This window comes from Enterococcus sp. DIV1328a, from assembly GCF_050536905.1.
In the GTDB taxonomy this organism is placed as follows: Bacteria; Bacillota; Bacilli; order Lactobacillales; family Enterococcaceae; genus Enterococcus; species Enterococcus faecalis.
Genome location: NZ_CP172912.1, coordinates 490,033 through 515,895 on the forward strand (window position 1 = coordinate 490,033; position 25,863 = coordinate 515,895).

General features: G+C 37.1%; 26 protein-coding genes. 24 read left to right on the forward strand and 2 right to left on the reverse strand.

From position 1 onward, the window contains the following. Window positions 1-140 precede the first annotated feature (140 nt). From gatC to IGL93_RS02485, 7 genes are all read left to right on the forward strand, one after another. A complete protein-coding gene (gene gatC / locus IGL93_RS02455; RefSeq protein ID WP_002355569.1) occupies window positions 141-446 on the forward strand; it encodes an Asp-tRNA(Asn)/Glu-tRNA(Gln) amidotransferase subunit GatC in 306 nt (101 codons plus the stop codon). Continuing rightward, entirely contained in the window at window positions 446-1,915 is a 1,470-nt protein-coding gene (gene gatA, locus IGL93_RS02460) for an Asp-tRNA(Asn)/Glu-tRNA(Gln) amidotransferase subunit GatA (RefSeq protein WP_002368026.1), read from the forward strand. Before gatC ends, gatA begins: the two co-directional genes overlap by 1 nt. Then, window positions 1,915-3,345: an Asp-tRNA(Asn)/Glu-tRNA(Gln) amidotransferase subunit GatB gene (gene gatB / locus IGL93_RS02465; RefSeq protein WP_002358703.1), complete on the forward strand. Its 1,431-nt coding sequence runs from the start codon at window positions 1,915-1,917 to the stop codon at window positions 3,343-3,345. The genes gatA and gatB overlap by 1 nt, the downstream gene beginning before the upstream one ends. 18 nt (window positions 3,346-3,363) lie before the next feature. Next, window positions 3,364-4,452: a diacylglycerol kinase gene (locus IGL93_RS02470; protein WP_002355572.1), complete on the forward strand. Its 1,089-nt coding sequence runs from the start codon at window positions 3,364-3,366 to the stop codon at window positions 4,450-4,452. 199 nt (window positions 4,453-4,651) lie between these two features. Next, window positions 4,652-6,025, forward strand: coding sequence for a 23S rRNA (uracil(1939)-C(5))-methyltransferase RlmD (gene rlmD, locus IGL93_RS02475; protein ID WP_024041604.1), 1,374 nt, complete (start codon window positions 4,652-4,654; stop codon window positions 6,023-6,025). Then, complete coding sequence (locus IGL93_RS02480; RefSeq protein WP_002355577.1) at window positions 6,026-6,154, forward strand: hypothetical protein; 129 nt, start codon at window positions 6,026-6,028, stop codon at window positions 6,152-6,154. Window positions 6,155-6,438: 284 nt separating this feature from the next. Further along, window positions 6,439-6,756 (forward strand): thioredoxin family protein, encoded by a 318-nt coding sequence (locus IGL93_RS02485; RefSeq protein WP_002355583.1) that lies wholly within the window; start codon window positions 6,439-6,441, stop codon window positions 6,754-6,756. A 42-nt stretch (window positions 6,757-6,798) separates the two neighbouring features. On the opposite strand, the gene IGL93_RS02490 is transcribed toward IGL93_RS02485, so the two are convergent. Continuing rightward, on the reverse strand, window positions 6,799-7,644 hold the full coding sequence (locus IGL93_RS02490) for a helix-turn-helix domain-containing protein (RefSeq protein WP_002392183.1): 846 nt from the start codon (window positions 7,642-7,644) through the stop codon (window positions 6,799-6,801). A gap of 398 nt (window positions 7,645-8,042) precedes the next feature. Here IGL93_RS02490 and ptcA point away from each other — a divergent pair, with 398 nt between their 5' ends. The 9 genes from ptcA to IGL93_RS02535 all read left to right on the forward strand — a co-directional run bounded on the left by ptcA (window position 8,043) and on the right by IGL93_RS02535 (window position 17,505). Next, window positions 8,043-9,062, forward strand: coding sequence for a putrescine carbamoyltransferase (ptcA, locus tag IGL93_RS02495; RefSeq protein ID WP_002355587.1), 1,020 nt, complete (start codon window positions 8,043-8,045; stop codon window positions 9,060-9,062). 66 nt (window positions 9,063-9,128) lie between these two features. After that, entirely contained in the window at window positions 9,129-10,505 is a 1,377-nt protein-coding gene (locus IGL93_RS02500; RefSeq protein ID WP_002355588.1) for an APC family permease, read from the forward strand. After that, on the forward strand, window positions 10,498-11,595 hold the full coding sequence (gene aguA / locus IGL93_RS02505; RefSeq protein WP_002425494.1) for an agmatine deiminase: 1,098 nt from the start codon (window positions 10,498-10,500) through the stop codon (window positions 11,593-11,595). Before IGL93_RS02500 ends, aguA begins: the two co-directional genes overlap by 8 nt. An 11-nt stretch (window positions 11,596-11,606) precedes the next feature. Beyond that, window positions 11,607-12,536, forward strand: a complete 930-nt coding sequence (gene arcC, locus IGL93_RS02510) for a carbamate kinase (protein ID WP_002373405.1) — start codon at window positions 11,607-11,609, stop codon at window positions 12,534-12,536. A 196-nt stretch (window positions 12,537-12,732) separates the two neighbouring features. Then, window positions 12,733-14,319 (forward strand): amidase family protein, encoded by a 1,587-nt coding sequence (locus IGL93_RS02515; RefSeq protein WP_010713879.1) that lies wholly within the window; start codon window positions 12,733-12,735, stop codon window positions 14,317-14,319. A gap of 554 nt (window positions 14,320-14,873) precedes the next feature. Further along, complete coding sequence (pnuC, locus tag IGL93_RS02520) at window positions 14,874-15,572, forward strand: nicotinamide riboside transporter PnuC (protein WP_002408018.1); 699 nt, start codon at window positions 14,874-14,876, stop codon at window positions 15,570-15,572. A gap of 8 nt (window positions 15,573-15,580) precedes the next feature. After that, window positions 15,581-16,225, forward strand: a complete 645-nt coding sequence (locus IGL93_RS02525) for a deoxynucleoside kinase (protein ID WP_002355594.1) — start codon at window positions 15,581-15,583, stop codon at window positions 16,223-16,225. A gap of 349 nt (window positions 16,226-16,574) precedes the next feature. Continuing rightward, the gene (locus IGL93_RS02530; RefSeq protein ID WP_010775621.1) at window positions 16,575-17,006 is read left to right on the forward strand and encodes a hypothetical protein; all 432 of its coding nucleotides are present in this window, start codon (window positions 16,575-16,577) and stop codon (window positions 17,004-17,006) included. Window positions 17,007-17,118: 112 nt separating this feature from the next. Continuing rightward, entirely contained in the window at window positions 17,119-17,505 is a 387-nt protein-coding gene (locus tag IGL93_RS02535; protein WP_002358717.1) for a DUF1149 family protein, read from the forward strand. A 46-nt stretch (window positions 17,506-17,551) separates the two neighbouring features. Here the strand turns inward: IGL93_RS02535 and IGL93_RS02540 are convergent, their stop codons facing one another. Then, window positions 17,552-17,887 (reverse strand): hypothetical protein, encoded by a 336-nt coding sequence (locus IGL93_RS02540; RefSeq protein WP_002366186.1) that lies wholly within the window; start codon window positions 17,885-17,887, stop codon window positions 17,552-17,554. Window positions 17,888-18,184: 297 nt separating this feature from the next. Between IGL93_RS02540 and IGL93_RS02545 the strand changes: the two genes are divergently transcribed. The 8 genes from IGL93_RS02545 to IGL93_RS02580 all read left to right on the forward strand — a co-directional run bounded on the left by IGL93_RS02545 (window position 18,185) and on the right by IGL93_RS02580 (window position 25,849). Then, window positions 18,185-19,576, forward strand: a complete 1,392-nt coding sequence (locus tag IGL93_RS02545) for an L-cystine transporter (RefSeq protein WP_002355598.1) — start codon at window positions 18,185-18,187, stop codon at window positions 19,574-19,576. 133 nt (window positions 19,577-19,709) lie between these two features. After that, window positions 19,710-20,090 (forward strand): VOC family protein, encoded by a 381-nt coding sequence (locus tag IGL93_RS02550; RefSeq protein WP_002363195.1) that lies wholly within the window; start codon window positions 19,710-19,712, stop codon window positions 20,088-20,090. Window positions 20,091-20,242: 152 nt separating this feature from the next. Continuing rightward, complete coding sequence (locus IGL93_RS02555; protein ID WP_002398113.1) at window positions 20,243-21,409, forward strand: serine hydrolase domain-containing protein; 1,167 nt, start codon at window positions 20,243-20,245, stop codon at window positions 21,407-21,409. A 98-nt stretch (window positions 21,410-21,507) separates the two neighbouring features. Continuing rightward, window positions 21,508-22,218, forward strand: coding sequence for a DUF1003 domain-containing protein (locus tag IGL93_RS02560; protein ID WP_010775623.1), 711 nt, complete (start codon window positions 21,508-21,510; stop codon window positions 22,216-22,218). A 590-nt stretch (window positions 22,219-22,808) separates the two neighbouring features. Further along, on the forward strand, window positions 22,809-23,759 hold the full coding sequence (locus IGL93_RS02565) for a rhodanese-related sulfurtransferase (RefSeq protein ID WP_010775624.1): 951 nt from the start codon (window positions 22,809-22,811) through the stop codon (window positions 23,757-23,759). A 179-nt stretch (window positions 23,760-23,938) separates the two neighbouring features. Next, entirely contained in the window at window positions 23,939-24,322 is a 384-nt protein-coding gene (locus tag IGL93_RS02570) for an LPXTG cell wall anchor domain-containing protein (RefSeq protein WP_002355604.1), read from the forward strand. Further along, window positions 24,322-25,053 carry a WxL domain-containing protein gene (locus tag IGL93_RS02575; protein ID WP_010713875.1) on the forward strand — a complete coding sequence of 244 codons (732 nt, stop codon included), beginning with the start codon at window positions 24,322-24,324 and terminating at the stop codon, window positions 25,051-25,053. Before IGL93_RS02570 ends, IGL93_RS02575 begins: the two co-directional genes overlap by 1 nt. 16 nt (window positions 25,054-25,069) lie before the next feature. After that, window positions 25,070-25,849, forward strand: a complete 780-nt coding sequence (locus IGL93_RS02580) for a WxL domain-containing protein (protein WP_010775625.1) — start codon at window positions 25,070-25,072, stop codon at window positions 25,847-25,849. Window positions 25,850-25,863: the final 14 nt, after the last annotated feature.

Below are 25,863 nucleotides of genomic sequence, written 5' to 3' on the forward strand. Positions count from 1 at the left end.
GGTTTCATCTAAAATATCCGACCATTTTATGGTAGAATAGGAACAGAGTGAACAGCTGTGCTAAGCTGTTTAAAGAAATACAATCCAATTGATTAATCTGAAAATGAAAATTTCAGTAAATGATAGAAAGAAGGGTATCTATGGCAATTACAGAAGAACAAGTCAAACATGTCGCTAAATTATCAAAATTATCTTTCTCCGAAGAAGAATTAGCGGACTTTACCAATCAACTAGATAAAATTATTGATATGGTGGAATTACTAGAAGAAGTAGATACAACAGGGGTTCCTTTTACTTCAAATGTGAATGAATCAATCAATGTCATGCGTGAAGACGTAGCGACACCAGGAATGGACCGTAAAGAATTAATGCGGAATGTTCCGGAATCAGAGAATGGTTACATTAAAGTGCCTGCAATTATGGATAACGGGGAGGCAGGAGCCTAATGGAAAAATTATACGACAAATCGTTAACAGAGTTACATGATTTATTGGTTTCAAAAGAAATCACAGCAGTTGATTTAACCGAAGAAACATTAAATCGTATTCAAGATACAGAAGAACAACTAGGTTCTTTTATCACAGTTAGTGAAGAAAAAGCAATGGCATTAGCCAAAGCGATTGACTTAAAAGGCATCACTGAAAGTAATCCATTAGCTGGGATTCCAATTGGGATTAAAGACAACATTGTCACAAAAGATATTTTAACAACAGCTGGCTCAAAAATGTTACACAATTTTGACCCAATTTATGATGCGACCGTGATGGATAAAGTCTATCAAGCAGATATGATTCCAGTCGGAAAATTGAACATGGATGAATTTGCCATGGGCGGAAGTACGGAAACGTCTTACTTCAAGAAAACAAAAAATGCTTGGGATCAAACCAAAGTTCCTGGCGGTTCTTCTGGTGGTTCAGCTTCTGCTGTCGCAGCCGGACAAGTCCCAGTTTCTTTAGGGAGCGATACAGGTGGTAGTATCCGCCAACCAGCCGCATTCAATGGTATTGTGGGCTTGAAACCAACGTATGGACGTGTGTCTCGTTTTGGTTTGATTGCTTTTGCTTCAAGTTTAGACCAAATTGGTCCATTGACACGAAATGTTAAAGACAATGCCTTAGCTTTAAATGCAATTAGTGGTTATGACGAAAAAGACGGCACTTCTGCAGGCGTTTCTGTTCCTGATTTTACGGCAGATTTAACTGGCGACATCAAAGGCATGAAAATTGCTTTACCAAAAGAATACTTAGGTGAAGGGGTACAACCTGATGTTCGTGAAGCGGTATTAAAAGCAGCAGAAACATTTAAATCTTTAGGAGCAACGGTGGAAGAAGTTAGTTTGCCACATTCTAAGTACGGCGTAGCGGTTTATTATATTATTGCCTCTTCAGAAGCAAGTTCAAACTTACAACGCTTTGATGGCATTCGTTATGGTTACCGTTCCGAAAATGTCCAAAATCTAGAAGATGTCTATGTTAATTCACGTTCTGAAGGTTTCGGAACAGAAGTTAAACGTCGGATTATGTTAGGAACATTCTCTTTAAGTGCTGGTTATTATGATGCGCACTTTAAAAAGGCTGGTCAAGTCCGTACACTAATCAAACAAGATTTTGAGAATGTCTTTGCGGATTATGACTTAATCATTGGCCCATCCACACCAACAGTTGCCTTTGGTCTAGGGGAAAACATCAATGATCCAATCACAATGTATATGAATGATATTTTAACCATTCCTGTCAACTTAGCAGGACTACCAGGCATGTCCATTCCAGCAGGATTCTCAGAAGGCTTGCCAGTTGGTTTACAAATTATTGGAAAACATTTTGACGAACATACAATGTATAAAGCAGCCTATGCTTTTGAACAAGCGACAGATTTCCATACGAAAAAACCAGTCATTTTAGGGGGGAACGATTAATGAACTTTGAAACTGTCATTGGATTAGAAGTCCACGTAGAATTGAAAACCAACTCTAAAATTTTCTCCTCTGCGCCAGCGCATTTCGGAGCAGAACCAAACAGCAACACAAATGTGGTTGACTGGAGTTACCCAGGTGTTTTGCCTGTCATGAATAAAGGTGCCTTAGAATTTGGCATGAAAGCAGCTCTTGCTTTGAACTGTGAAATTTCAAAAGAAACTCATTTTGATCGTAAAAACTATTTTTACCCAGATAACCCGAAAGCATACCAAATTTCTCAATTTGATCAACCAATCGGACATGATGGTTGGATTGAAATTGAAGTCGAAGGCAAAAAGAAAAAAATTCGCATTGAACGTGTACATTTAGAAGAAGATGCTGGGAAAAATATTCACGGCACAGATGGCTATTCTTATGTAGACTTGAATCGTCAAGGCACGCCTTTAATTGAAATCGTTTCTGAAGCAGACATGCGTTCACCAGAAGAAGCGTATGCTTATTTAGAAGCGTTGCGTTCAATTATCCAATTTACAGAAGTTTCTGATGTGAAAATGGAAGAAGGTTCTATGCGATGTGATGCCAATATTTCTTTACGTCCGTATGGTCAAGAAGAATTTGGTACTAAAGCGGAATTAAAGAACTTGAACTCTATGAACTTTGTAAAAAAAGGTTTAGCTTATGAAGAAAAACGCCAAGCCAAAGTCCTATTATCTGGTGGCGAAATTCAACAAGAAACACGCCGCTTTGATGAAGCAACTAGTACAACGTTGCTTATGCGTGTTAAAGAAGGCTCAAGTGACTACCGTTACTTCCCAGAGCCAGATGTTCCTCGTTTTTCAATTGATGATGAATGGATTGAAAAAGTTCGCGCTAGTTTGCCAGAAATGCCAGCCTCACGTCGTGCCCGTTATATCAGTGAATTAGGGTTACCTGAATACGACGCAATGGTCTTGACTTTAACGAAAGAAATGTCAGATTTCTTTGAAGCAACCTTAGCAAACGGTGCAGATGCGAAACAAGCATCAAACTGGTTAATGGGCGAAGTTTCTGCTTACTTAAACAGTGAAAAAGTTGAATTAGCCGATACTAAACTGACACCAGAAAATCTAGCGGGTATGATTACTTTGATTAACGATGGCACAATCAGCTCGAAAATTGCGAAGAAAGTGTTCAAAGAGTTAATTGAAAATGGTGGAGATGCTAAAGAAGTTGTCGAAGCAAAAGGCCTTGTTCAATTATCTGATCCAGCGCAATTATTACCAATGATTAACGAAGTTTTAGACAACAACCAACAATCAATTGATGACTTTAAAAACGGAAAAGACCGTGCAGTTGGTTTCCTTGTTGGACAAATTATGAAAGCAACTCGTGGACAAGCAAACCCAGGTGTGGTTAACAAGTTATTGCAAGAAGAGCTTTCAAAACGATAAGAAAGTAGCAGGCAAACCATGAAAAAAGCTAGAGTGATTTATAATCCAACGTCAGGAAAAGAGTTAATCAAAAAGAACTTAGCCGATATTTTATCTATTTTAGAAGAATGTGGTTATGAAGCCAGTGCATTTGCGACCACACCAGAAGAAAATTCAGCACGCAATGAAGCACATCGTGCTGCGCGTGCAGGATTTGATTTACTAGTAGCAGCAGGTGGAGATGGGACCATTAATGAAGTCGTGAATGGGATTGCTCCGTTGAAGCGGCGCCCTAAAATGGCCATTATTCCTGCTGGAACGACGAATGACTATGCACGGGCCTTGAAGATTCCTCGTGATAATATCGTTAAGGCAGCAGAAGTGATTAAAAAAAATCAAACTGTCAAAATGGATATTGGTCAAGCCGGCAAAAATTACTTTATCAATATTGCGGCGGGTGGTCATTTAACGGAACTGACTTATGAAGTTCCGTCAGAGTTGAAAAGTATTTTTGGTTACTTAGCGTACTTAGCCAAAGGAGCCGAAATGTTGCCGCGAGTGAAGCCGATTAAAATGCGCATGACGTATGATGAAGGTGTGTACGAAGGCAACGCATCAATGTTTTTCCTAGGGCTGACTAACTCGGTGGGTGGTTTCGAGCAAATCGTACCAGACGCTAAATTAGATGATGGTAAGTTTTCATTAATCATTGTAAAAACAGCCAATATTTTTGAGATTCTTCATTTAGTTGCGTTAATGTTAAATGGTGGAAAGCATGTTGAAGATCATCGACTAATCTATACAAAGACCAGCTATTTACATGCAGAAACGTTAGAAAAGAACAATAAAATGATGATTAATTTAGATGGTGAATATGGAGGCGATGCTCCAATGACCTTTAAAAATATGCATCAACACATTGAAATTTTTGCAAATGGTGATGCACTGCCGTCCAATGCAATTATGGGTTCTGTCTTAACTGGTAGCGATGAGATTGTCGTAGAATCAGAAGACGAAGAGGAAGAAGCATATAACGAAGCCAGCAAAGAATTTGTCAAAGAAGTTGAACGACTAACAGACGAAGATATTGATGGCGATGGAAAGATTGCCGAAAAAGAAAAGCACTAGGTAGTCCGTGAATAGCTAATGAAAGATTTAGTTGATAAGATCTTTCATTGGCTATTTTTTGACTAAGGGAAAGGGTCTCATTCTTTTATTTGCCTAAAAAGCTCAAACGGAAGTGCTAAATCGCCATGAAAATTCGTTGTTGCTTTTCTTAGGTATTTTCATTAGAATGAGTGAAGTGTATAAAAAGAAGGAGCGACTTATGAAAAATTATCCAGTAAAGAAAAATGACGTCATTGAAGTAGAAATCGTTGACTTGACGCATGAAGGTTTAGGCGTGGCAAAAGTGGACCATTATCCATTGTTTATTGAAAATGCCTTACCAGGTGAAAAACTTGAAATCAAAGTCTTAAAAACAGGCAAAAGTTTTGGTTACGGGAAAGTATTGACTGTCCTAAAAAGCAGTGAACAGCGTGTTCCCGTGAAAGATGAAAACTTTACAAAAGTCGGGATTAGTCCGTTGCAACATTTAGCGTACGGCGCCCAACTATCATTTAAAACGCAACAAGTCGAAAATGTTATGCAACGTGTCGCTAAATTGCCAGAAGTCCCTGTTTTACCAACAATTGGGATGAACGATCCGTGGCATTACCGGAACAAAGCACAAATTCCCGTGCGTAAAATTGACAACCAACTACAAACAGGTTTTTTCCGGAAAAATAGCCATGATTTAATTCCAATGGAACATTTTTATATTCAAGACCCAGAAATTGATACAGCAATTGTTAAAATCCGTGACATTATGCGTAAATATAGCGTAAAACCTTATAACGAATCTGATAATACAGGGAACTTACGCCATATTGTCGTTCGTCGTGGCTACCATACTGGGGAGATGATGGTTGTTCTAATTACGAGAACACCGAAATTATTCCCAATTAGTAAAATTGTGCCAGATATTTTGGAAGCTATTCCGGAAGTAGTCAGCATTGTACAAAATGTAAATCCAAAACGAACCAATGTCATTTTTGGCGACGAAACCATCTTATTACATGGGTCTGAAAAAATTACAGATACTATTTTTGATTTGAAATTTGAAATTTCCGCGCGTTCATTTTATCAAGTAAATCCACAACAAACAGAAGTGATGTATCAAAAAGTTAAAGAGTATGCGGCTTTAACAGGCAATGAAATTGTGGTGGATGCCTATTGCGGGATTGGAACGATTGGCTTAACTTTAGCCCAAGATGCAAAGCAAGTTTACGGTATTGAAGTAATTGAAGAAGCGGTCAAAGATGCAGAAAATAATGCTAAATTAAACAACATTGAGAATGCCACTTTCACGGCTGGTTTAGCGGAAGAATTATTGCCAAAATTAGTTGAAAATGGCTTGCAACCAGATGTTGTGGTGGTGGATCCACCACGGAAAGGGTTAGACGGTCAATTAGTAAACACATTAATTGAAACGCAACCTGAACGAATTGTTTATGTCAGCTGTAATCCAGCCACACTCGCTCGCGACATTGCATTATTAACAGAAGGTGGCTATGAAGCAAAAGAAATTCAACCGGTGGATAATTTCCCACAAACGACCCACATTGAATCTGTCACGTTATTAACAAAGGCGGTGGATTAAATGAATGAAAAAGAAAAAATGTTAGAATTAATTAAAAAGAAACAAGGTGGTGGCCGTTCTAAAAAAATGGAAACTCCCAAAAATGATCGTAAAAACATGCGCAAAGGGCCTAAAATTTTTAATAAATAAGCGGTTATCAGTAAAAAGTTGAGGTCGGGACAGAAGCGTTTAACTCCGAGAAATAAGAAGGAATTTCCGAAAATTGTTCTGTAATTTTTGGAGAATTCCGGCTTATTTCCGAAGGAGTTGCTTTTGTTCCCGCCGTTTATCAGTTTTTGAGCGTGGAGCAAAAATCCAAAGTGATTTTTGTCCCACGCTCAACTTTTTTGTTAAAGCATTCCTAGCCAAACAAATAAGTTGTTATTTTGCTAGTAAATCTGTTATTTTAGACAAAAGACAAGGAGGGCTATTCAGTGGAATATGTAACAACATTAGAAGAATTAGAAGAAAAAATTACAGACAATCGTCTACAAGCCGTCTTTTTGACAGCAAAAAATTGTAGTGTTTGTACAGTTGATAAACCGATTGTCGAAAAAATTGCAACAAAATATGAATTTCCTACATACATTGCAGAAGCTGATAAAAGTCCAGAAATAATTGGACAATTAAATGCTTTTTCTGCACCGACCATTATCTTATACTATGAAGGAAAAGAAATTCATCGCCAAGCTAAAATTATTAACTTTCAAGAAATTGAAAAGAGAGTTCGACAAGTACAAGAAAATAGTTAATCAAAAAGGAAGCCACCGATCACGGAGAGGCTTCCTTTTTAATTATCTCGCTAAATGTTCAGTTTGTTGTTGAGAAAAAAGTTGATAACTGACAAAAACTTCTGCTCTTTTGTTTACTTCTAATTTAACGAAAATATTGTGGATATGTGTTTTTACTGTCCCGATTGATAGGAATAGTTCGTTGGCTATATCTTGATTTGTTTTGCACTCTAAAAGTAACGAAAGCACTTCTCGTTCTCGCTGCGTTAATTGATAGGCATCACAAAAAGGCGCCAAAAGTACGGGTTCATCTGATTGATTTTCTTCCAATTTAGCAGCGTCTTTTTCAAGCACCGACAGAGGAAAATCACGATTACAGAAGTAGATAATGGCGATGGAGAGAATGATTGTATAAATATCTTCAGAAACGTTTCGGTTGTTAATTTTAAAGACAATATCAGAATATTGGTCAATGTTAAAAATAACGAAGGTATCTTCCAAAAGAATCGCCACACCGAAACCAATGCTTAGCCAACCAATAAAACGAAGATATTTTTTCGCAAGGGCTGATAAAGGATCTATTCGTAGTTGATAGAGCGCATAGCATCCAAGGTAAATTAAAAATAGCTGATTGGGTAAATAGTACAACCAAACTTTTAAGGCGGAATTTTGTGAAAATGGAATAGCTAGCATCCATAAACCAATTAAAAATAACCAGACAAATTGATAATTTTTAAAAGGACGACCACTAATAGTATTGATAATAGCCAGATAGGCAAAATTACAACAAATAAAAATGATGGTCTTTAAAAAAGGTGCGGTCATAAAGGTCTGATTATATTCGGTTGCAAACGAATTAATGAACTCAGTCATATAAACAATCACATTGTCACAAATAAAAATAACCATTAAAAAGAGAAGCAATAAAAAAATCGGTTGTTTATTTTTCAAGTAAAGATTTAAGGTAAAGGTTGAAGTAAACGAATATAAAATAATCAACAAGATGTTATAAATAAAAACAAATGTCACGATTGGAAACCCCTTTCATCTTTTATTTTAAGTGAATGATTTTTCAAAATAATTATACCATTTTCAAATCTATGATTGGTCAGAAATTAGAGAGAAATCCGCCTAAACTTTTATAAACCCCTGGTGTACCAACGGTTTATAACCATAAATAAACTTTTTTTAATGAAAAATCACGCCAAAAAAGAAAGCGTTTTCTAACTTTTGGCGGATAGTAAACTCTTCGCTAAACTTGGTAAAGTCAATGTGTAAACAAAAACAACTTTTAGGAGGAACACATCATGAAAAGAGATTACGTTACAACAGAAACATATACGAAAGAGGAAATGCACTACTTAGTCGATTTATCATTAAAAATTAAAGAAGCGATTAAAAATGGGTATTATCCGCAACTGTTAAAAAACAAATCTTTAGGAATGATTTTCCAACAATCTTCAACTCGAACACGAGTATCTTTTGAAACTGCAATGGAACAATTAGGTGGACATGGCGAATATTTAGCACCTGGTCAAATTCAATTAGGGGGACATGAAACGATTGAAGATACCAGCCGCGTATTGTCACGTTTAGTAGATATTTTGATGGCTCGTGTGGAACGTCACCATAGTATTGTTGATTTAGCTAATTGTGCTACCATCCCAGTCATTAACGGTATGTCTGATTACAATCATCCAACCCAAGAATTAGGTGATTTGTGTACCATGGTTGAGCATTTACCAGAAGGCAAAAAATTAGAAGATTGTAAAGTTGTCTTTGTCGGAGATGCGACACAAGTTTGTTTTTCTTTAGGATTAATCACAACAAAAATGGGCATGAATTTTGTTCACTTCGGTCCAGAAGGCTTCCAATTAAATGAAGAGCATCAAGCGAAATTAGCAAAAAATTGTGAAGTTTCAGGCGGTAGCTTTTTGGTCACAGATGATGCAAGTTCTGTTGAAGGCGCTGATTTCTTGTACACGGATGTTTGGTATGGCTTGTACGAAGCGGAATTATCTGAAGAAGAACGTATGAAGGTTTTCTATCCAAAATATCAAGTGAATCAAGAAATGATGGATCGAGCAGGCGCCAATTGTAAATTCATGCACTGTTTACCAGCAACACGTGGGGAAGAAGTAACTGATGAAGTAATTGACGGTAAAAATTCTATTTGTTTCGATGAAGCAGAAAACCGTTTAACATCTATTCGTGGCTTATTAGTATATCTTATGAATGATTATGAAGCAAAAAATCCTTATGATTTAATCAAACAAGCAGAAGCGAAAAAAGAACTAGAAGTTTTCTTAGACACTCAAAGCATTTAACGGCCAACTGTCCACTGATTGAAAAAATGAATCAGTGGACAGTTTATAAAGAGAGGAAGAGTCTTCATGGAGGGGAAAAAGAAATTTAGTTTAACGAGTGCCATTTTATCAGTCATCTGTGTGGTTTTCGTTGCTGAAGCAGCGGCGCCTGTTGCTGCAATTGGTAATTCTCAGTTTTTTTGGTGGATTTTCTTATTAATTGCATTCCTATTGCCATATGGGTTAATTTCATCAGAATTAGGAACAACTTATATTGGTGAAGGGGGCATCTATGATTGGGTGACCAAAGCATATGGTCATCGTTGGGGTGCCAGAGTTTCTTGGTATTATTGGATTAATTATCCATTGTGGCTAGCTTCATTAGCCGTTATGACGCCAGAACTATTAACGACAATTACAGGTATTAAGTTTTCAACACCGATGATGATTATTGTTGAATTAATTTTTACTTGGATTGTGGTTTGGATTAGTTTTTATCCAGTCAGCGACAGTATCTGGATTCTAAATGGAGCTGCCGTAATCAAGATGGTTTTAGCTGTCTTAATTGGTGGGCTAGGATTGTATGTAGCCTTGACGAAAGGTGTTGCCAATGAATTTACCTTGAAATCAATGCTACCAACGTTTGACTTAAGGAGTTTATCTTTTATTTCTGTAATCATTTTTAATTTGTTAGGGTTTGAAGTCATCTGTACGTTTGCAGATGATATGGAAAATCCTAAGAAGCAAATTCCACAAGCTATTGTAGCAGCGGGGTTAGTCATTGCGGCCATTTATATTTTTTCAGCCTTTGGAATTGGGGTAGCGATTCCCACCGATCAAATTAGTACCGGCAGTGGTATGATGGATAGCTTTAAACTATTGACAGGCTCGACAGAAGGTTGGTTCATTATGTTGATGGCTTTCCTATTCCTTCTTACGTTGTTCGGCAACATGATTTCTTGGTCATTAGGAGTCAATAATACAGCTTGTTATGCTGCTGAAAATGGTGACATGCCTAAATTTTTTGAAAAACGTAGTAAGAAAAATGACATGCCAATTGGGGCTGCTTTGATGAATGGCATTGTGGCATCGGTGGTCATTGTATTAGCACCAATTTTACCTAATCAAGATTTATTCTGGGCCTTTTTCTCCTTGAATGTCGTCCTATTCTTGTTATCGTATATCCCAGTTTTCCCAGCTTTTTATAAGCTTAGAAAAATTGATCCCGATACACCACGTCCGTTTAAAGTTAACGGAAAACCAGGATTTTTAAAAGTTTTAGTGGTTTTACCAATGATTATGATTATTATTTCACTGATTTTCACAGCAGTACCTTTAGACTTTAGTCCCGCAGCATTAAATGAAAAATTACCAATCACAATTGGGGCAATCATTTTTATTCTGTTTGGTGAAGTAATTATTTACGTGAAAAAAATTAAGAAGGGAACGAAAGAAAATGGCTAAACGAATTGTAGGAAGTACCCCTAAACAAGATGGCTTTAGAATGCCAGGAGAATTTGAACCACAAGAGAAAGTTTGGATGATTTGGCCAGAAAGACCGGATAATTGGCGTGATGGTGGTAAACCTGTCCAAGAAGCTTTTACTAATGTGGCCAAAGCAATTAGTCAGTTTACACCGATGAATGTGGTGGTTTCTCAACAACAATTTCAAAATTGCCGTCGCCAATTGCCGCCAGAAATTACGGTTTACGAAATGTCAAACAATGATGCCTGGGTCCGTGATTGTGGACCATCATTTGTCATTAACGACCATGGAGAAATCCGTGGTGTGGATTGGACATTCAATGCTTGGGGGGGATTAGTAGATGGATTATATTTCCCTTGGGATCAAGACGATTTGGTTGCACAAAAAATTTGTGAAATTGAGCATGTAGATTCTTATCGTACAGATGATTTTGTTTTAGAAGGCGGTTCATTCCACGTAGATGGACAAGGAACAGTCTTGACTACAGAAATGTGCTTATTAAGTGAAGGTCGAAATCCACAACTTTCAAAAGAAGCAATCGAACAAAAATTATGCGACTATTTAAATGTTGAAAAAGTTCTTTGGCTAGGTGATGGAATTGACCCAGAAGAAACCAATGGTCACGTGGATGATGTAGCTTGTTTTATTGCACCTGGTGAAGTGGCTTGTATTTACACTGAAGATCAAAATAGCCCATTTTATGCAGCGGCACAAGATGCGTATCAACGTTTGCTTAAAATGACTGATGCTAAAGGACGCCAATTAAAAGTCCACAAATTATGCTGTCCTGTCAAAAATGTAACCATTAAAGGCTCCTTCAAAATTGATTTCGTGGAAGGAACCATGCCACGAGAAGATGGCGATATTTGTATCGCATCCTATATGAACTTTTTAATTACAAATGATGGCGTGATTGTGCCACAGTATGGTGATGAAAATGATCGTTTGGCTTTAGAGCAAGTTCAAACGATGTTCCCAGATAAAAAAATTGTCGGCGTTAATACGGTAGAAGTTGTTTATGGGGGCGGCAATATTCACTGTATCACACAACAAGAACCAAAGCGCTAGGAGGGAAACAGATGTCAAAAATAGTGATTGCATTAGGTGGAAATGCGTTAGGAAATTCTTCGAAAGAACAATTGGCAAAAGCACAAACCGCTGCAAAATCGATTGTTGATTTAATTGAACAAGGCCATCAAGTGGTGATTGCTCATGGCAACGGGCCACAAGTTGGCAAAATTCGCTTAGCTTTTGAGGAAACGAGTCAATCTCCAGAAGATGTCGTGCCGTTTCCTGAATGCACAGCAATGAGCCAAGGCTATATTGGCTATCATTTACAACAAGCAATTGATGAAGAACTAGTAGCCAGAAATTTAGGGGAACAACCAGTTGTTACGTTAATTACACAAGTCGTGGTGGATCCAAAAGACCCAGCGTTTACAAAACCAACAAAACCAATTGGTGGTTATTATGACGAAGAAACAGCCAAGCAGTTGATGGCGAAAACTGGGAACGTCTATCAAGAAGATGCGGGTCGAGGCTGGCGACGGGTAGTTCCTTCGCCAAAACCAGTTGATATTTACGAAAAAGTTAGCTTGCGAACACTTGTTGATGCAGGACAAATCGTAATTGCTTGTGGTGGTGGCGGGGTTCCTATTGCCTATGATGGTCCAGTCTATCATGGTGTAGATGCAGTCATTGATAAAGACTTTGCGGCAGCAAAAATGGCTGAACTCATTGAAGCAGATGTTTTTGTGGTATTAACTGCAGTGGAACATGTTTTTGTTAACTTTGGTCAAGCAAATCAACAAGCTTTGACCGATGTTACGGTTACGGCAATGCAACAATATATAGAAGAAAATCAATTTGCGCCAGGTAGTATGTTACCTAAGGTGGAAGCGGCCATCAGTTTTGCAGAAAGTAAACCAAACCGCCAGGCGATTATCGGGCTTTTAGAATTAGCTTCGGAAGCAATCAAAGGAGAAAGTGGTACACGAATTACACAATAAATTCTCAGTATTTAACTTTCACAAAAGACTAAAACATACGCATTTAGCGGACTAACTTAATCGTTAGAGAGTAGGACATCGGTCGTTTTGACGGATGTCCTACTCTCTATTTTGTCTTTTTAACGAACAAAACTGTTAGTTGTCATGCAAAAATAAACATAGTAAGATAATCTTTAAATGGTATAGGAGGATAAAAATGTCTAAATTTTTAAAAGTAATCGGAATAATTGCTGTTTTGTTAGTCATAATAGGCGCTGCAGCGTATTGGTTTATACTCAAAAAGTTCACTCCTGAGGCAGAAACCCCAGCAATGTACAATCAAGAGAGAATCGTTAAAACGATTGAAGACCAATTAAAAGAAACGGATGTACAAAAAGCTCGGACCAAAGCACCGTTGATTATTGAAAAAAATATCACTGAATTACAGCAAGCGATTGCCAACGGAGCATTGACCTATGAAGAACTTACGGCGTTTTATTTGGACCGTATTTTACAGTTCGATCAAATAGATAATGGCATGAACAGCATCTCTGAAATCAATCCGCAAGCAATTAAGGAAGCAAAGGCATTTGACCAACAAGCCTCTCAAACACCGAAGAAGCCTTTGTATGGTATTCCTGTGACTTTGAAAGAAAATATAAATACGACCAACATGATTTCGAGTGCAGGAGCTTATGCCTTACGCACGTTCAAGCCTAAGGAAGATGCGGAAGTAGTTAAGAAGTTAACAGAGGCGCAAGCTTTGATTTTAGGAAAAGTAAACTTATCTGAACTAGCGAATTATATGTCAATGAAAGCACCAAGTGGCTATAGTTCCAAACATGGACAAACACTTAATCCTTATGGGCCACTCAAAATAACACCTTCAGGTTCAAGTTCTGGGAGTGCGGCTAGTGTGACGATGAATATCGGCGCCTTCTCTTTAGGCACTGAGACGATGGGATCGATTGTTTCCCCCGCTTCTCATCAATCAGTGGTTGGTTTTAAACCGACCCACAGTTCAGTAAGTGGCGAAGGTGTTTTACCATTGGCACCATCATTAGATACAGTTGGCCCGATTGCCCGAAGTGTCGTTGATGCTGCACAAGGCTATAATGCGTTTAAGAAAGACACGGTTCCGAGCATTGATTCAACGAAATTTACTAAAAATAACTTACAAGGTCAACGCATTGGGTTGCTAGAAATGCCAAGTGCTGAAGAAGAATTTGCGACTGCTAAAAAGGCCCTCCAAAAAGCTGGAGCAGAAGTGATTCCGGTAACGCCAGACATGGAAGGGATTGATGGCGGGGCAGTTATTTCCAATGAATTTAAGTTTGCATTGGAAGAATTTGCGAAACGTTATGACTTACCATTTAAAACACTGGAGGAACTAATTGCGTATAATCAACAAGATAAAAAGGTTCGTGCCAAGTATGGGCAAGATTTATTAGAAGCAGATGTTAAAAAGAAACAACCAGATAAAGAAATCATTCAAACAACTATTAAAAAAGCACAACAAACGTTTGATGCGTTGCTAAAAAAACAACAATTAGACGGATATGCCTTTATTGATTCTGAAGGTACGGGTTTAAGTGCTGTGGCAGGATATCCTGAATTGACGGTTCCTTTGGCGAAAAACAGTGAAGGACAACCTTATGGGCTGACTTTTACACAAACTGCCAATAAAGAGCAAACGTTATTTGAGCAAGCTTACAGCTTTGAACAAAGTACAAAAGGACGGATAGTACTTTCAGACAACGAGCTGTTGGCAAACAGTAAAAAAATAAATAGAGATGAGCAGTAAAGGGAAACTAGGAATGGCGAAACATCCGTATCAAACCTAATAAAGATAATCGACCTACAAATGAAAGGAATTGTTTGTAGGTCGATTATTTAGGTTAGTCATTTTTTTTGCTTTTTTAGGCGAATGTTTTCATGTAATAAGTTAATAAGTGGCCAGATTCGAGAAATACGGCCATCAATTTTTAAGCATTTCAATAAAAAGAGTGAACGATGGCTGTGTTTGAAGCATGAATATGTGTGGTTGCTTCCGCTTTCGCAACATTAATTTGGAGCGCTACCGTCGTAAAGGGTTCTGCCGCAGGAATCATTAGATGGAAACAAATCCATGAATACATAGAAGATTAAAGCAAGATGAAGAAAATATTGTGGCAATAAAGGATATCAGAATGCTTGTAGAATGACTATATGTAGTGTCTTTTTGTTTTTTTAATCAATATATAGTATTAAAATCTTCTTTTTATTCCGAAATCTGATTGACTTGTTTTTTAAAACGGAGTACTCTTATTGAGACGTCAACAGAGAAAAGTTTGGTTTTAGGAAGGTCGGAAATTTGTCGTGAATAAGAATTTTTTGGTGAATGATTTTAAAGGTTGGGAAACGAGAAGTTACTTGTTTTTAGCTTTGATGGTGGGGGTACAGTTGATTGCATTTGCTATCAATCCATCGAATTGGATTACGTTAGTAGGTGGTTTAGCCGGCATCATTTGTGTGAATTTAATTGCCCAAGGAAAAGTCAGCAATTACATTTTTGGGTTAATCAGTGCAGTGATTATTGGCTATTTTGGGTTAGTGACACGGGTATATGCCGAAGTTCTTTTACAAAGCTTCTATATTATTATGGACATTACAGGGCTTTATGCTTGGCTTCGGGCTAGCGAGGATGGCTCGGGTCAAGTAACCGACGTAAAAGTTTTAAAAGGTATTCAGTGGTTGTATGCCTTTTTCACGTGGCTGCTCATTGGCGTAGCTGCATATATTTTGTTAGGTTTTGTAAATGATGCGCAACAAACATTAGATGCAATCACGTTCAGTGTTTCAGCGACAGGGATGTTATTGATGATTAAACGTTATCAATCGCAATTCGTGTTTTGGCTACTAGGAAATATTTTTTCAATTTTGTTATGGTTCCGAGCAGGGACGCACGCTGGTGGTGATTATGCGATATTTGTTATGTATTGTATGTATACTTTTAACTCAATTTTTGGTATGTTTAATTGGTTGAAGATAAAAAATAAAATGGAAAAAAATAGGTAGGGAGTTCGATGGCAGTGATTGTTTTAGCAGGTACGATTGGCGCTGGTAAATCTAGTTTAACAGCTTTAATTGCAAACCGTTTAGGTTCAGAAGCCTTTTACGAATCAGTTGATGATAATGAGGTATTACCTTTATTTTATGCGGAACCGGAAAAGTACGCATTTTTATTACAAATTTATTTTTTAAATAAACGTTTTGATAGTATTAAACAAGCATTAACGCATGAAAATAATGTATTGGATCGCTCGATTTATGAAGATTCATTACTTTTTCATTTAAATGCAGATTTAGGTCGTGCCAACGAAACAGAGGTCAAAGTGTACGATGACTTATTACAAAACATGCTCCAAGAATTGCCTTATGCTGCGCATAAAAAAAGACCTGATTTGTTAGTTCACATTCGTATTTCATTTCCCAAAATGTTAGAACGCATCAAAAAACGTGGCCGTCCTTATGAACAAATTGAGACAGATCCAACGTTGTATGATTACTATCAAATGTTGAACGAGCGTTATGATCAATGGTACGAAGACTATGATGAAAGTCCTAAAATTCAAATTGATGGCGATAAATATGATTTTGTCGAAGATCCTGAAGCGTGTCAATATGTCTTGGCATTAATTGAGAAGAAAATTGAAGAATTAGAAAGATAAATAAAAAGAAGCAAGTCCGGACTTGCTTCTTTTTGACTTAAAATGTGGATAGATAGGCTAAAGTTGCTACTAAATAAAGGAGTGTAGTGCTAAATTATAGAATCGGATTTTAACCTTCCCCTAAGTTAAAATCGGATAATCTATCTATCGACAGTTTAAGTTTGTATAAAATAGCGGTAGCTATTATCAACGAAGTCATTCATCGGTTGACCTGACTTCTCTAGAAGTATACCATCGAAAATAACCGACAGTTGTTCAAAATTTGGACTTAGTAAGTGTAAATTTTGATTGAAAGTTTCTGTAAATCAATCATTTATTCAAAAAATAATGCTCGAAAGAAGGAAGATAAATGAGCCAAATTTGGTTTGAACGCATTCTACGTTGGCGCAAAAAAGCGCAACGATTTTTACAAGGACGTTATGCCCGGTTCGATGAATTGAATCGAACGCTGTTGCTAACAAGTGTCGTGCTGGCGCTTATCAATATTTTTACTGGCTATCTTTGGGTTCGGTTATTGATTTTAATCACAGTCGCCTACGTGTATTATCGCTTTTTTTCAAAACATATTCACCCGCGATTGAATGAAAATCAACGGTTTATTCTTCGAAAACAACGCCTAATGCAAAAGGTTCATGCTTTTCGCAAGCGACACATGACTCAGAAAGGATATCGTTATTTTAAATGTCCAAAATGTCAGCAGTCATTACGTGCGCCGAAAGGACGAGGAACAATCAAAGTCACTTGTTCAAACTGCCAAAATCAAGTTATCAAAAAAGTCTGATCTTCTGTGTTTTTTGGTCTAGGCAACTTTTGGACTTGTGGTATACTTGAGAAAAGAAACCATTGGATATTCTAAAAGGGGAATATCTTGTTAAAAAAGGAGAGAAAAAACAATGGAAATTAAACGCCAACAAGAAATTGTTGAAGCGTATCACTATGATATGCGAGTACCTGATTCAGAAGTAGAGACAGATTTACGTGTCAGTTTTTCACCAATTGAAGTAGAAGAAGAAAATTATCCAGAAAATAGCTCAGCACTTGTTGCTCGCTTAGAATTTCGAATTGTCTTTGACGAATTTGTTTTATCAGGGGCGATTAGCCAAATTAATCACATTATTGATCGTAAAATTGAAAAACAAGAAGATATTTCGCAAGAAGAAGTCGATGAACTTGTGCGTCCTTTATTTAGCATCGTCGAACGTTTATCTTATGAAGTAACTGAAATTGCTCTGGATCGTCCAGGTGTTCAATTGAATTTTCAACAATCAGAAGAAGCTTAAACTTTAAAAACAGCGTTTATAACGGATTCCGTTACAAACGCTGTTTTTATTCTTGTGAAGATTTAGCAACCAAAGCTTTTTTAAACTGTTCATAATTTTTTGTAGCGATATCCACATAAGCAATCGGCTGACCAACTTTGGTGATTTTTTCGGGAAGATAGGGAGCGAGCATTTCATTGTACAAAATGAACGCAGCTTCTGGTACTTCCTCTGAAAGAACATCATAACTGATAAAGTCAATTTCATAGGTTGGTTGAAAAAAGGCTTTGATGTTTTGCTGCTCTTTATTTGAAAAGAGCCAAGGACCCGCATTTGCAGGGCTTCCCACAAATAACGTCGCTCCATCACGGTTGACAGAAAGGATCCAACAAATTTTTTGCATACGCTTACACCTCCTAGAACTAAGTATACCACGTCAGCTTAAAAGAAAGAGGACAAAAAACAAATTATTTTTACAGTGACTAGTAAAACAACACTTGGTGATAGTTTTAAACTATCACAACGGTTATTTTCTATCAAAAAGTAAGCAAATTATCCCACTATTTGTTATAAAATAAGGTACAATAGAACTATCACTGGAAACAGTTTGCTGTTTTCAGGGTATTTACTGGAGAGTGAGTACCGGGAACCTTTACTTCCTTTGATGTACTTGTCATTAAAAACATAGGGAGGAACTAAAATGACAACATTCATCACTGTATTAGTGATCCTTGCATTTATTGCTGTGTTATTCGGTTTCTACCAAATGCAAAAGAAACATTTAAAATTCTCAACACGTGTCTTTTCAGCATTGGGCGTGGGGATTGTTTTAGGTGCAATTATTCAATTTGCTTTTGGTACAGACAGTAAAATTACTACGCAATCAATGGAATGGATCGGGATTGTAGGTAATGGTTATGTAGCGTTTCTACAAATGCTCGTAATTCCGTTAGTATTTGTATCTATCGTAGGTGCATTTACAAAAATGAAAGAATCCAATAAATTAGGAAAAATTAGCTTTAATGTGTTAGCCACCTTACTAGGAACAACAGCAGTAGCTGCCTTGGTGGGGATTGGAACAACCTTAGCGTTTGGTCTTCAAGGGGCAAAATTCACGCAAGGTGCTGCAGAAACGTCAAGAATTGCCGAGTTAGCGACGCGTCAAGATGCGATTCAAGATTTGACGATTCCCCAACAAATCGTTTCATTTATTCCTAAAAATGTCTTTGCTGACTTTGCGGGAACACGACCAATGAGTACCATTGGGGTGGTAATCTTTGCTGCGTTTGTTGGTGTCGCTTATTTAGGCGTTCGTCGTAAAGCGCCAAAAGAAGCTGAATTTTTTGCAAATTTAATTGATAGTTTATATAAAATTACCATGCGAATTGTTACCTTAGTTTTACGCTTAACCCCTTATGGCGTGTTAGCGTTAATGATTAATGTTGTAGCAACAAGTGATTTTGTTGCGATTATTAACTTAGGTAAATTTGTGTTGGCATCGTATGTGGCCTTAATTATTGTTTTTGCCATTCATATGTTGATTTTAATTACTTTAAAAGTCAATCCAGTTACGTATCTAAAAAAAGTTTTTCCAGTCTTGAGCTTTGCTTTTACTTCTCGTTCAAGTGCAGGAGCTTTACCATTAAATATTGAAACACAAACCAAAGCACTAGGTGTCGATGATGCCACAGCAAACTTTGCTGGTAGTTTCGGTTTATCTATTGGACAAAATGGTTGTGCCGGCGTTTATCCAGCTATGTTAGCAACCATCGTTGCACCAACTGTTGGAATTGATGTCTTTAGTTTACAATTTATTTTAATGTTAGTAGCAGTTGTCACAATCAGTTCATTTGGCGTAGCCGGTGTCGGCGGCGGAGCAACCTTTGCTTCTCTAATCGTTTTAGGCGCAATGAACTTGCCGGTTGCAATTGTTGGTTTAGTAATTTCGGTTGAACCACTTATTGACATGGCGCGGACAGCTGTTAACGTTAACGATAGTATGGTTGCAGGCGTGTTAACAAGTGCTCGTATTCATGAATTAGATCGTGATGTCTTAAATGATCGCGACGTTGTCTTAGATGCAAATATCTAAATCAATAAAACGAAAAGTGTTTGAGCAATGTCTTGCTCAAACACTTTTATTTTGATTTTAAGCGAAAGTGCAGTAATTATTTAAAAGAACGTATATAATAAGTTATTAACTAAATTCAAAAGGACGTGAAGGAATGTTTTCAAACCAAGTAAAGATTATGTTATATGTGAATAATGTTGAGGAATCTAGTCAATTTTGGCAAACGTTTGGCTTTGTTGAAAAGGAAAGAGAGGAAGTTGACGGCACATTGGTGGTAGAAATTGCGCCAAGTGAATCAGCAGAGACGATTATTGTTTTATATGATTTGGCCTTTATTCAAAAACATTCACCAGAAGTGGCGGGGAATACCCCTTCTCTAATGTTTGCTAGCGATGATATCATTGGTCTCTATAAAAAAATGCAAGAGGCTGGGGTTACTGTTGGTGAAATGGTTCAATTGCCAACAGGCTTAGTTTTTAATTTTGCAGATAACGATGATAATTACTTTGCTGTGATGGGGCAAGAAAGTAAATAAAAAACAGCTTGGCACCAGAATCTAGATTGATTCTGGTGCCAAGCTGTTTTTTATAAAAGTTGAAAGTTTTATAAATTTTACTAAAAACTGTAATTTTCATGAAAATATAGCGTATGATAATGCTGTTAATAGAATAGGCGGAGGTAAGCGGTATGCGTAAACGACATGCAAAGAAAAGACATGGAGGAGTGAATTGGCTTTTTATAGTATGTTTGTTGGTGGTGATTGGTGGTAGTGGTTATTTAATAAAAACGTTCTTTTTCACTAGAGATTCACAAGTTAGTCAAGAATCGAAAGTGGTCTTGGAAGAAGATCGCCGAAGTGATAATTATGCGAATTTAACGAAAGAAATAGTTGCACCAGATAGTGGCGAACTTGATCAAAAAATTCAAGAAACAAATTATATTGGTTCGGCTTTGATCATTAAAGATGATCAGGTTTTAGTAAATAAAGGATATGGCTTTGCCAATTTTGAAAAGCAACAAGCCAACACGCCAAACACAAGGTTTCAGATTGGCTCAATTCAAAAATCTTTTACCACAACCTTGATCTTAAAAGCAATTGAAGAAGGTAAACTTACATTAGATACAAAACTCGCTACGTTTTATCCGCAAGTACAAGGTGCTGAGGACATTACGATTAGCGATATGTTGAATATGACAAGCGGTTTAAAGTTATCAGCAATGCCTAATAATATCGTTACCGATGAAGAAATTATTCAATTTGTTAAACAAAATACCATTCAAGTCAATAAAGGAAAATACAATTATTCCCCAGTAAATTTTGTCCTTTTAGCAGGAATGTTAGAGAAAATGTATCAACGTACCTATCAAGAATTATTTAATAATCTTTATCACAAAACGGCTGGTTTAAAGAATTTTGGCTTCTATGAAACCTTATTGGAACAACCCAATAATTCAACAAGTTATAAATGGACAGAAGACAATTCGTATAATCAAGTGCTCTCAATTCCCGCAGCTAGTTTTGCCCATGAATTTGGGACTGGGAATGTGGATATGACGACAGGTGATTTGTATTGGTACTTACATCAATTAATGAGTGGACACTTAGTTTCCACCGCACTTTTGCAAAAATTATGGACGTCTTCTCAGCAAAGTTCTTATCATGGCGGCATCTATGTTCATGATAATTATTTACGCTTACACGGCGTTGAAGCGGGTCAACAAGCCCTGGTTTTATTTTCAAAAGATATGAAAACCGGGGTCATATTGCTAACTAATTGTGTGAATCCAGCGAAATACAAAGAATTAATTGGTTCGTTGTTCCATGATGTAACCAATTTAACTGTTAAATTTTAAAGCAGAAGCAACAACGATCACTCCAAAGCCTTTTTAGGTTTCTTCTGAGAGACTTTATATTAAAATAAAGGGAAGAACGATCAAAGGGAGTGACGAAGATGAAGCGATCAAAAAATAAACAAGTTGTTATTGGTGAATCAACGGAAAAAAACATTTATCTTCAAGATATAGAACAGGAAACGCAAGCTTTTATTCTCCAAAACAATCCACAATTGACAGCTGAATCGATGATTACATTGGCGGAGTTACTTAATTATCGTTTGGATTACATGAAACAATTGGTCGCAAATGATTCTGAAAAAATCCAACAACTGAATGAATTGGTGGTTCAACATATCAAAGAAGATAAGCTGATTTCCAATAATATGAATGAAAAGATGGAAAAGAAATTAACCTTTGGCCAACGAGCAGCGGATACCATTGCTAAATTTGGCGGTAGCTGGGTGTTTATTGGCTTCTTTTGCTTCGTGTTGATTGCTTGGATCGTGATTAACTCTACCACTTTATTGGGACAACCATTTGACAAATATCCTTATATTTTGCTAAATCTCGCCTTATCTTGTTTAGCAGCTATCCAAGCACCGATTATTATGATGAGTCAAAACAGACAAGAAGCCCGTGATAGAGAACAAGCGAATAATGATTATAAAATTAACTTAAAAGCAGAAGTAGAAATTAATTTATTACATGAGAAAATGGATTATATTATCAATAATCAACTAGAAAATTTGGTAAAAATCCAAAATATTCAAATTGAACTTTTAGGTGAATTGCAAGAACAACTCGCCGCGACTTCTGAAAAGGAGTAGTATATAGAAGAGGTCAGGACAGAACCGTTTAGCTCCGAGAACCAAGTAGGTACTGTTCAACATCTATTTGCTTTGCAAATAGTGTTTCTCAGCAATAAGAAGAAATTTCCGAAAATTGTCATAAAACACAACGAGGTACGAGTTGATGTTGCATGATACCTACCCGGTGCTCTTTAATTTTTGGAGACCAAGTAGGTATTGTTCATCATCGAATCACTACGTTCTTCGTGATTCTCAACACTTGGAAGGATTAAGATACACCGAACACTTGTGTGAGAAAGTCAATTTCGGCTTATTTCCGAAGGACCTTCACCAAGTAGGTACGATGATTTCATCTGTTCATGCTTCACAGTGAAACATCGCAACTCTTAGAGCTGTAGCTCTTTTGAAGGCTGTACTGTGACGAGACGCATGTCGAGAAAACACCTTAGAAGTTGTTGAGATCGGAGCAACGCGTAGTGTTGGTTCTGTTCCCGCCGTTTATCAGGCTTTTTTTATTGTGTGTAAATACACAAGCAAAATAATCGCTTTCCCTTTTTTATTCACCGTATAATGGGATAGAATGACTTTATACAAAAGGGGAAAACAAGATGAAATACCAAGTATTACTTTATTACAAATATACAACAATTGAAGATCCAGAAGCTTTTGCGAAAGAGCATCTAGCTTTTTGCAAATCATTAAATTTAAAAGGCCGTATTTTAGTAGCGACAGAAGGGATTAACGGAACGTTATCTGGTACTGTCGAAGAAACAGAAAAGTACATGGAAGCAATGCAAGCAGATGAGCGCTTTAAGGATACATTCTTTAAAATTGATCCAGCAGAAGAAATGGCGTTCCGCAAAATGTTTGTTCGCCCACGTTCTGAATTAGTGGCGTTGAACTTAGAAGAAGACGTTGATCCATTAGAAACGACGGGGAAATATTTGGAACCTGCAGAATTTAAAGAAGCCTTACTAGACGAAGACACTGTTGTAATCGATGCTCGTAACGATTATGAATATGATTTAGGTCATTTCCGTGGTGCCGTGCGCCCAGATATCCGTAGCTTCCGTGAGTTACCACAATGGATTCGCGAGAACAAAGAACAATTTATGGATAAAAAAATTGTTACCTATTGTACTGGCGGGATTCGCTGTGAAAAATTTTCTGGCTGGTTATTAAAAGAAGGATTTGAAGATGTTGCTCAATTGCATGGTGGTATCGCCAACTATGGAAAAAATCCAGAAACACGTGGCGAACTTTGGGACGGCAAAATGTATGTCTTTGATGACCGAATCAGTGTCGAAATTAATCATGTTGATAAAAAAGTTATTGGGAAAGACTGGTTTGATGGGACACCTTGCGAACGCTACATTAACTGTGCAAACCCAGAATGTAATCGTCAAATCTTAACTTCAGAAGAAAATGAATATAAACATTTAGGCGGCTGCTCATTAGAATGTAGCCAGCATCCTGCCAACCGTTATGTAAAAAAATATAATTTAACAGAAGCAGAAGTTGCTGAACGTTTAGCTTTGTTAGAAGCGGTTGAAGTATAAAAATAATAAAAAAATAAACAAAAAAAACTTCGAAAATTATTTTTTGAAGTTTTTTTGTTTATTTTTTTGTCTTTAAAAGTATTGATTTTAAAGCTTTCTTAGCTGAAACCATTTTATTTTTTAAAAGCGTCTGAAAAAAATAAAAAAATCTAATAAATATTTCTTTTATATAATGTTTATTGGCTGGGCCAGTCAATGTTGAAAATGGGGAAGGAGGAATTCAGATGAAAATCATAAAAAGGTTTAGTTTGGTATGTTTAGGGCTATTGATCATTGGGTTGCAAACAAAAAGCGTTATGGCTGAAGAAAATAATTATGAATCAAATGGTCAAGCGAGCTTCTATGGTACCTACGTTTATGAGAATGAAAAAGAGTCAAATGACGTAGCGTATACCCAACAATCAGAAGAACAGGGAAGAAACAATTTAGCTGCTTCTGGACAAGCAGTTTTACCTAAAACAGGCGAGTCTGAAAATCCACTGTATTCCTTGATAGGAGTTAGTTTGTTGGGGGTAGTCATTTATTTAATTAATAAAATGAAACGAGAGAAGGAGCTTATTTAATGAAAAAAACTGTTTTACTTACATCGGCAACCATACTTTTAGGCGTAGGGTTTCAAGCAATAAACGCATCAGCAGCAGAAACTTTTCCGAAAGAATACAATACGGAAGGCACAATTACTTTTGAAGCAGGCGATAACGAAATCACACCGCCAGTTGATCCAGAAAATCCCGATCCTACTGATCCAGTAGACCCAATTGATCCTCCAGGGCCAGGAACGGGTGGTGCCTTATCAATTGATTATGGGTCAAAATTTAAATTTGGTACACAAAAGATTTCTACGGCAGATCAAACGTATTATGCTGCGCCAGATGAAATGAAAGATGGTTCAAAAAAACCAACCTATGTACAAGTAACTGATAAAAGAGGAACGTTAGCAGGATGGAAACTAACGCTTTCCCAACCTGAACAATTTAAAACAGCTACTGGAGAGGAACTAGTCGGCGCTCAATTAACGTTTACAAAGGCAGAAGCTGCCTCAATGGTGGATGAAAAATATAAACCTACTGAAGTCAGTAGTACTATTTCCTTAACACCTGGTGTAAATAATAATCTAGCGATGAACGCTAAAAAAGAAACAGGTGTTGGGACTTGGGTTTATCGCTTTGGTTCAAATGAAGCAACAAATAAAGAAGCTGTCCAATTATTCGTTCCCGGAAAATCTGTAAAGCTTGCACAACAATATTCAACGAAGTTAGTTTGGGCATTAGAAGATACTCCCGTTAATAATTAAATAAAGGAGAAAAGCAATGAAAAAACAATTCACAGGAATCGTTCTATGCAGTACATTTGCAGTTGCTGGTTGGTCCTTACAAGCGAAGGCAGAGGAGCCAAAAGAGTATCGTTCGAATGGTTTAGTAGAATTTATTCCGAACGTAGATCCGACAGAGCCGGTTGATCCAGAAAATCCCGATCCAGAAAAGCCAGTCAAACCAATTGATCCAACAGACCCAGAAGGTCCCAATCCTGGTACCCAAGGACCACTGTCTATTGATTATGCTTCAAGTTTTGTCTTTGGGAAAAATCGTATTTCGAATAAAGACCAAGTATATTTTGCAAGAGCACAGCAATATCAAGAAAATCAAAAAGATACACCAAATTTTGTGCAAATTTCTGATAATAGAGGAACCAATAGTGGTTGGTCTTTAACGGTTACGCAAAAGGAGCAATTTAAAGCAACAAAGGCTACTTTAAATAGTCAGTTGACAGGTGCGCAAATTTCTTTAACTAACCCGACTGTTAATAGTAATGCGCAAAATGTTGTGAAACCAGAGGCAACAAATAAGATTGCCCTTGTTCCAGGGACCGCATCGCTAGTGGCAGCTGCGAAGCAAGGAACTGGTGCGGGAACTTGGGCTACTTATTGGGGCAAAGTAGAAGTGGTTGCAGAACGCGATGAAACCAATACGGTACACAATGTTAATGTTACAAAAGATGTCGCGCTATCAGTACCAGGGTCAACCCCTAAAGATGCCGTGAAATATCAAACAAAATTATTGTGGACGTTGACGGATGTACCAGGAATTTAAAAAGTAGAGGTGAA

What these genes read in the sequence shown, in the direction of transcription:
- gatC (WP_002355569.1), top strand. Translation starts at nt 141, where the DNA reads ATGGCAATTACAGAAGAACAAGTCAAACATGTCGCTAAATTATCAAAA.
- gatA (WP_002368026.1), top strand. Translation starts at nt 446, where the DNA reads ATGGAAAAATTATACGACAAATCGTTAACAGAGTTACATGATTTATTG.
- gatB (WP_002358703.1), top strand. Translation starts at nt 1,915, where the DNA reads ATGAACTTTGAAACTGTCATTGGATTAGAAGTCCACGTAGAATTGAAA.
- IGL93_RS02470 (WP_002355572.1), top strand. Translation starts at nt 3,364, where the DNA reads ATGAAAAAAGCTAGAGTGATTTATAATCCAACGTCAGGAAAAGAGTTA.
- rlmD (WP_024041604.1), top strand. Translation starts at nt 4,652, where the DNA reads ATGAAAAATTATCCAGTAAAGAAAAATGACGTCATTGAAGTAGAAATC.
- IGL93_RS02480 (WP_002355577.1), top strand. Translation starts at nt 6,026, where the DNA reads ATGAATGAAAAAGAAAAAATGTTAGAATTAATTAAAAAGAAACAAGGT.
- IGL93_RS02490 (WP_002392183.1), bottom strand. Translation starts at nt 7,644, where the DNA reads ATGGTTATTTTTATTTGTGACAATGTGATTGTTTATATGACTGAGTTC.
- ptcA (WP_002355587.1), top strand. Translation starts at nt 8,043, where the DNA reads ATGAAAAGAGATTACGTTACAACAGAAACATATACGAAAGAGGAAATG.
- IGL93_RS02500 (WP_002355588.1), top strand. Translation starts at nt 9,129, where the DNA reads ATGGAGGGGAAAAAGAAATTTAGTTTAACGAGTGCCATTTTATCAGTC.
- aguA (WP_002425494.1), top strand. Translation starts at nt 10,498, where the DNA reads ATGGCTAAACGAATTGTAGGAAGTACCCCTAAACAAGATGGCTTTAGA.
- arcC (WP_002373405.1), top strand. Translation starts at nt 11,607, where the DNA reads ATGTCAAAAATAGTGATTGCATTAGGTGGAAATGCGTTAGGAAATTCT.
- IGL93_RS02515 (WP_010713879.1), top strand. Translation starts at nt 12,733, where the DNA reads ATGTCTAAATTTTTAAAAGTAATCGGAATAATTGCTGTTTTGTTAGTC.
- IGL93_RS02525 (WP_002355594.1), top strand. Translation starts at nt 15,581, where the DNA reads ATGGCAGTGATTGTTTTAGCAGGTACGATTGGCGCTGGTAAATCTAGT.
- IGL93_RS02530 (WP_010775621.1), top strand. Translation starts at nt 16,575, where the DNA reads ATGAGCCAAATTTGGTTTGAACGCATTCTACGTTGGCGCAAAAAAGCG.
- IGL93_RS02535 (WP_002358717.1), top strand. Translation starts at nt 17,119, where the DNA reads ATGGAAATTAAACGCCAACAAGAAATTGTTGAAGCGTATCACTATGAT.
- IGL93_RS02540 (WP_002366186.1), bottom strand. Translation starts at nt 17,887, where the DNA reads ATGCAAAAAATTTGTTGGATCCTTTCTGTCAACCGTGATGGAGCGACG.
- IGL93_RS02545 (WP_002355598.1), top strand. Translation starts at nt 18,185, where the DNA reads ATGACAACATTCATCACTGTATTAGTGATCCTTGCATTTATTGCTGTG.
- IGL93_RS02550 (WP_002363195.1), top strand. Translation starts at nt 19,710, where the DNA reads ATGTTTTCAAACCAAGTAAAGATTATGTTATATGTGAATAATGTTGAG.
- IGL93_RS02555 (WP_002398113.1), top strand. Translation starts at nt 20,243, where the DNA reads ATGCGTAAACGACATGCAAAGAAAAGACATGGAGGAGTGAATTGGCTT.
- IGL93_RS02560 (WP_010775623.1), top strand. Translation starts at nt 21,508, where the DNA reads ATGAAGCGATCAAAAAATAAACAAGTTGTTATTGGTGAATCAACGGAA.
- IGL93_RS02565 (WP_010775624.1), top strand. Translation starts at nt 22,809, where the DNA reads ATGAAATACCAAGTATTACTTTATTACAAATATACAACAATTGAAGAT.
- IGL93_RS02575 (WP_010713875.1), top strand. Translation starts at nt 24,322, where the DNA reads ATGAAAAAAACTGTTTTACTTACATCGGCAACCATACTTTTAGGCGTA.
- IGL93_RS02580 (WP_010775625.1), top strand. Translation starts at nt 25,070, where the DNA reads ATGAAAAAACAATTCACAGGAATCGTTCTATGCAGTACATTTGCAGTT.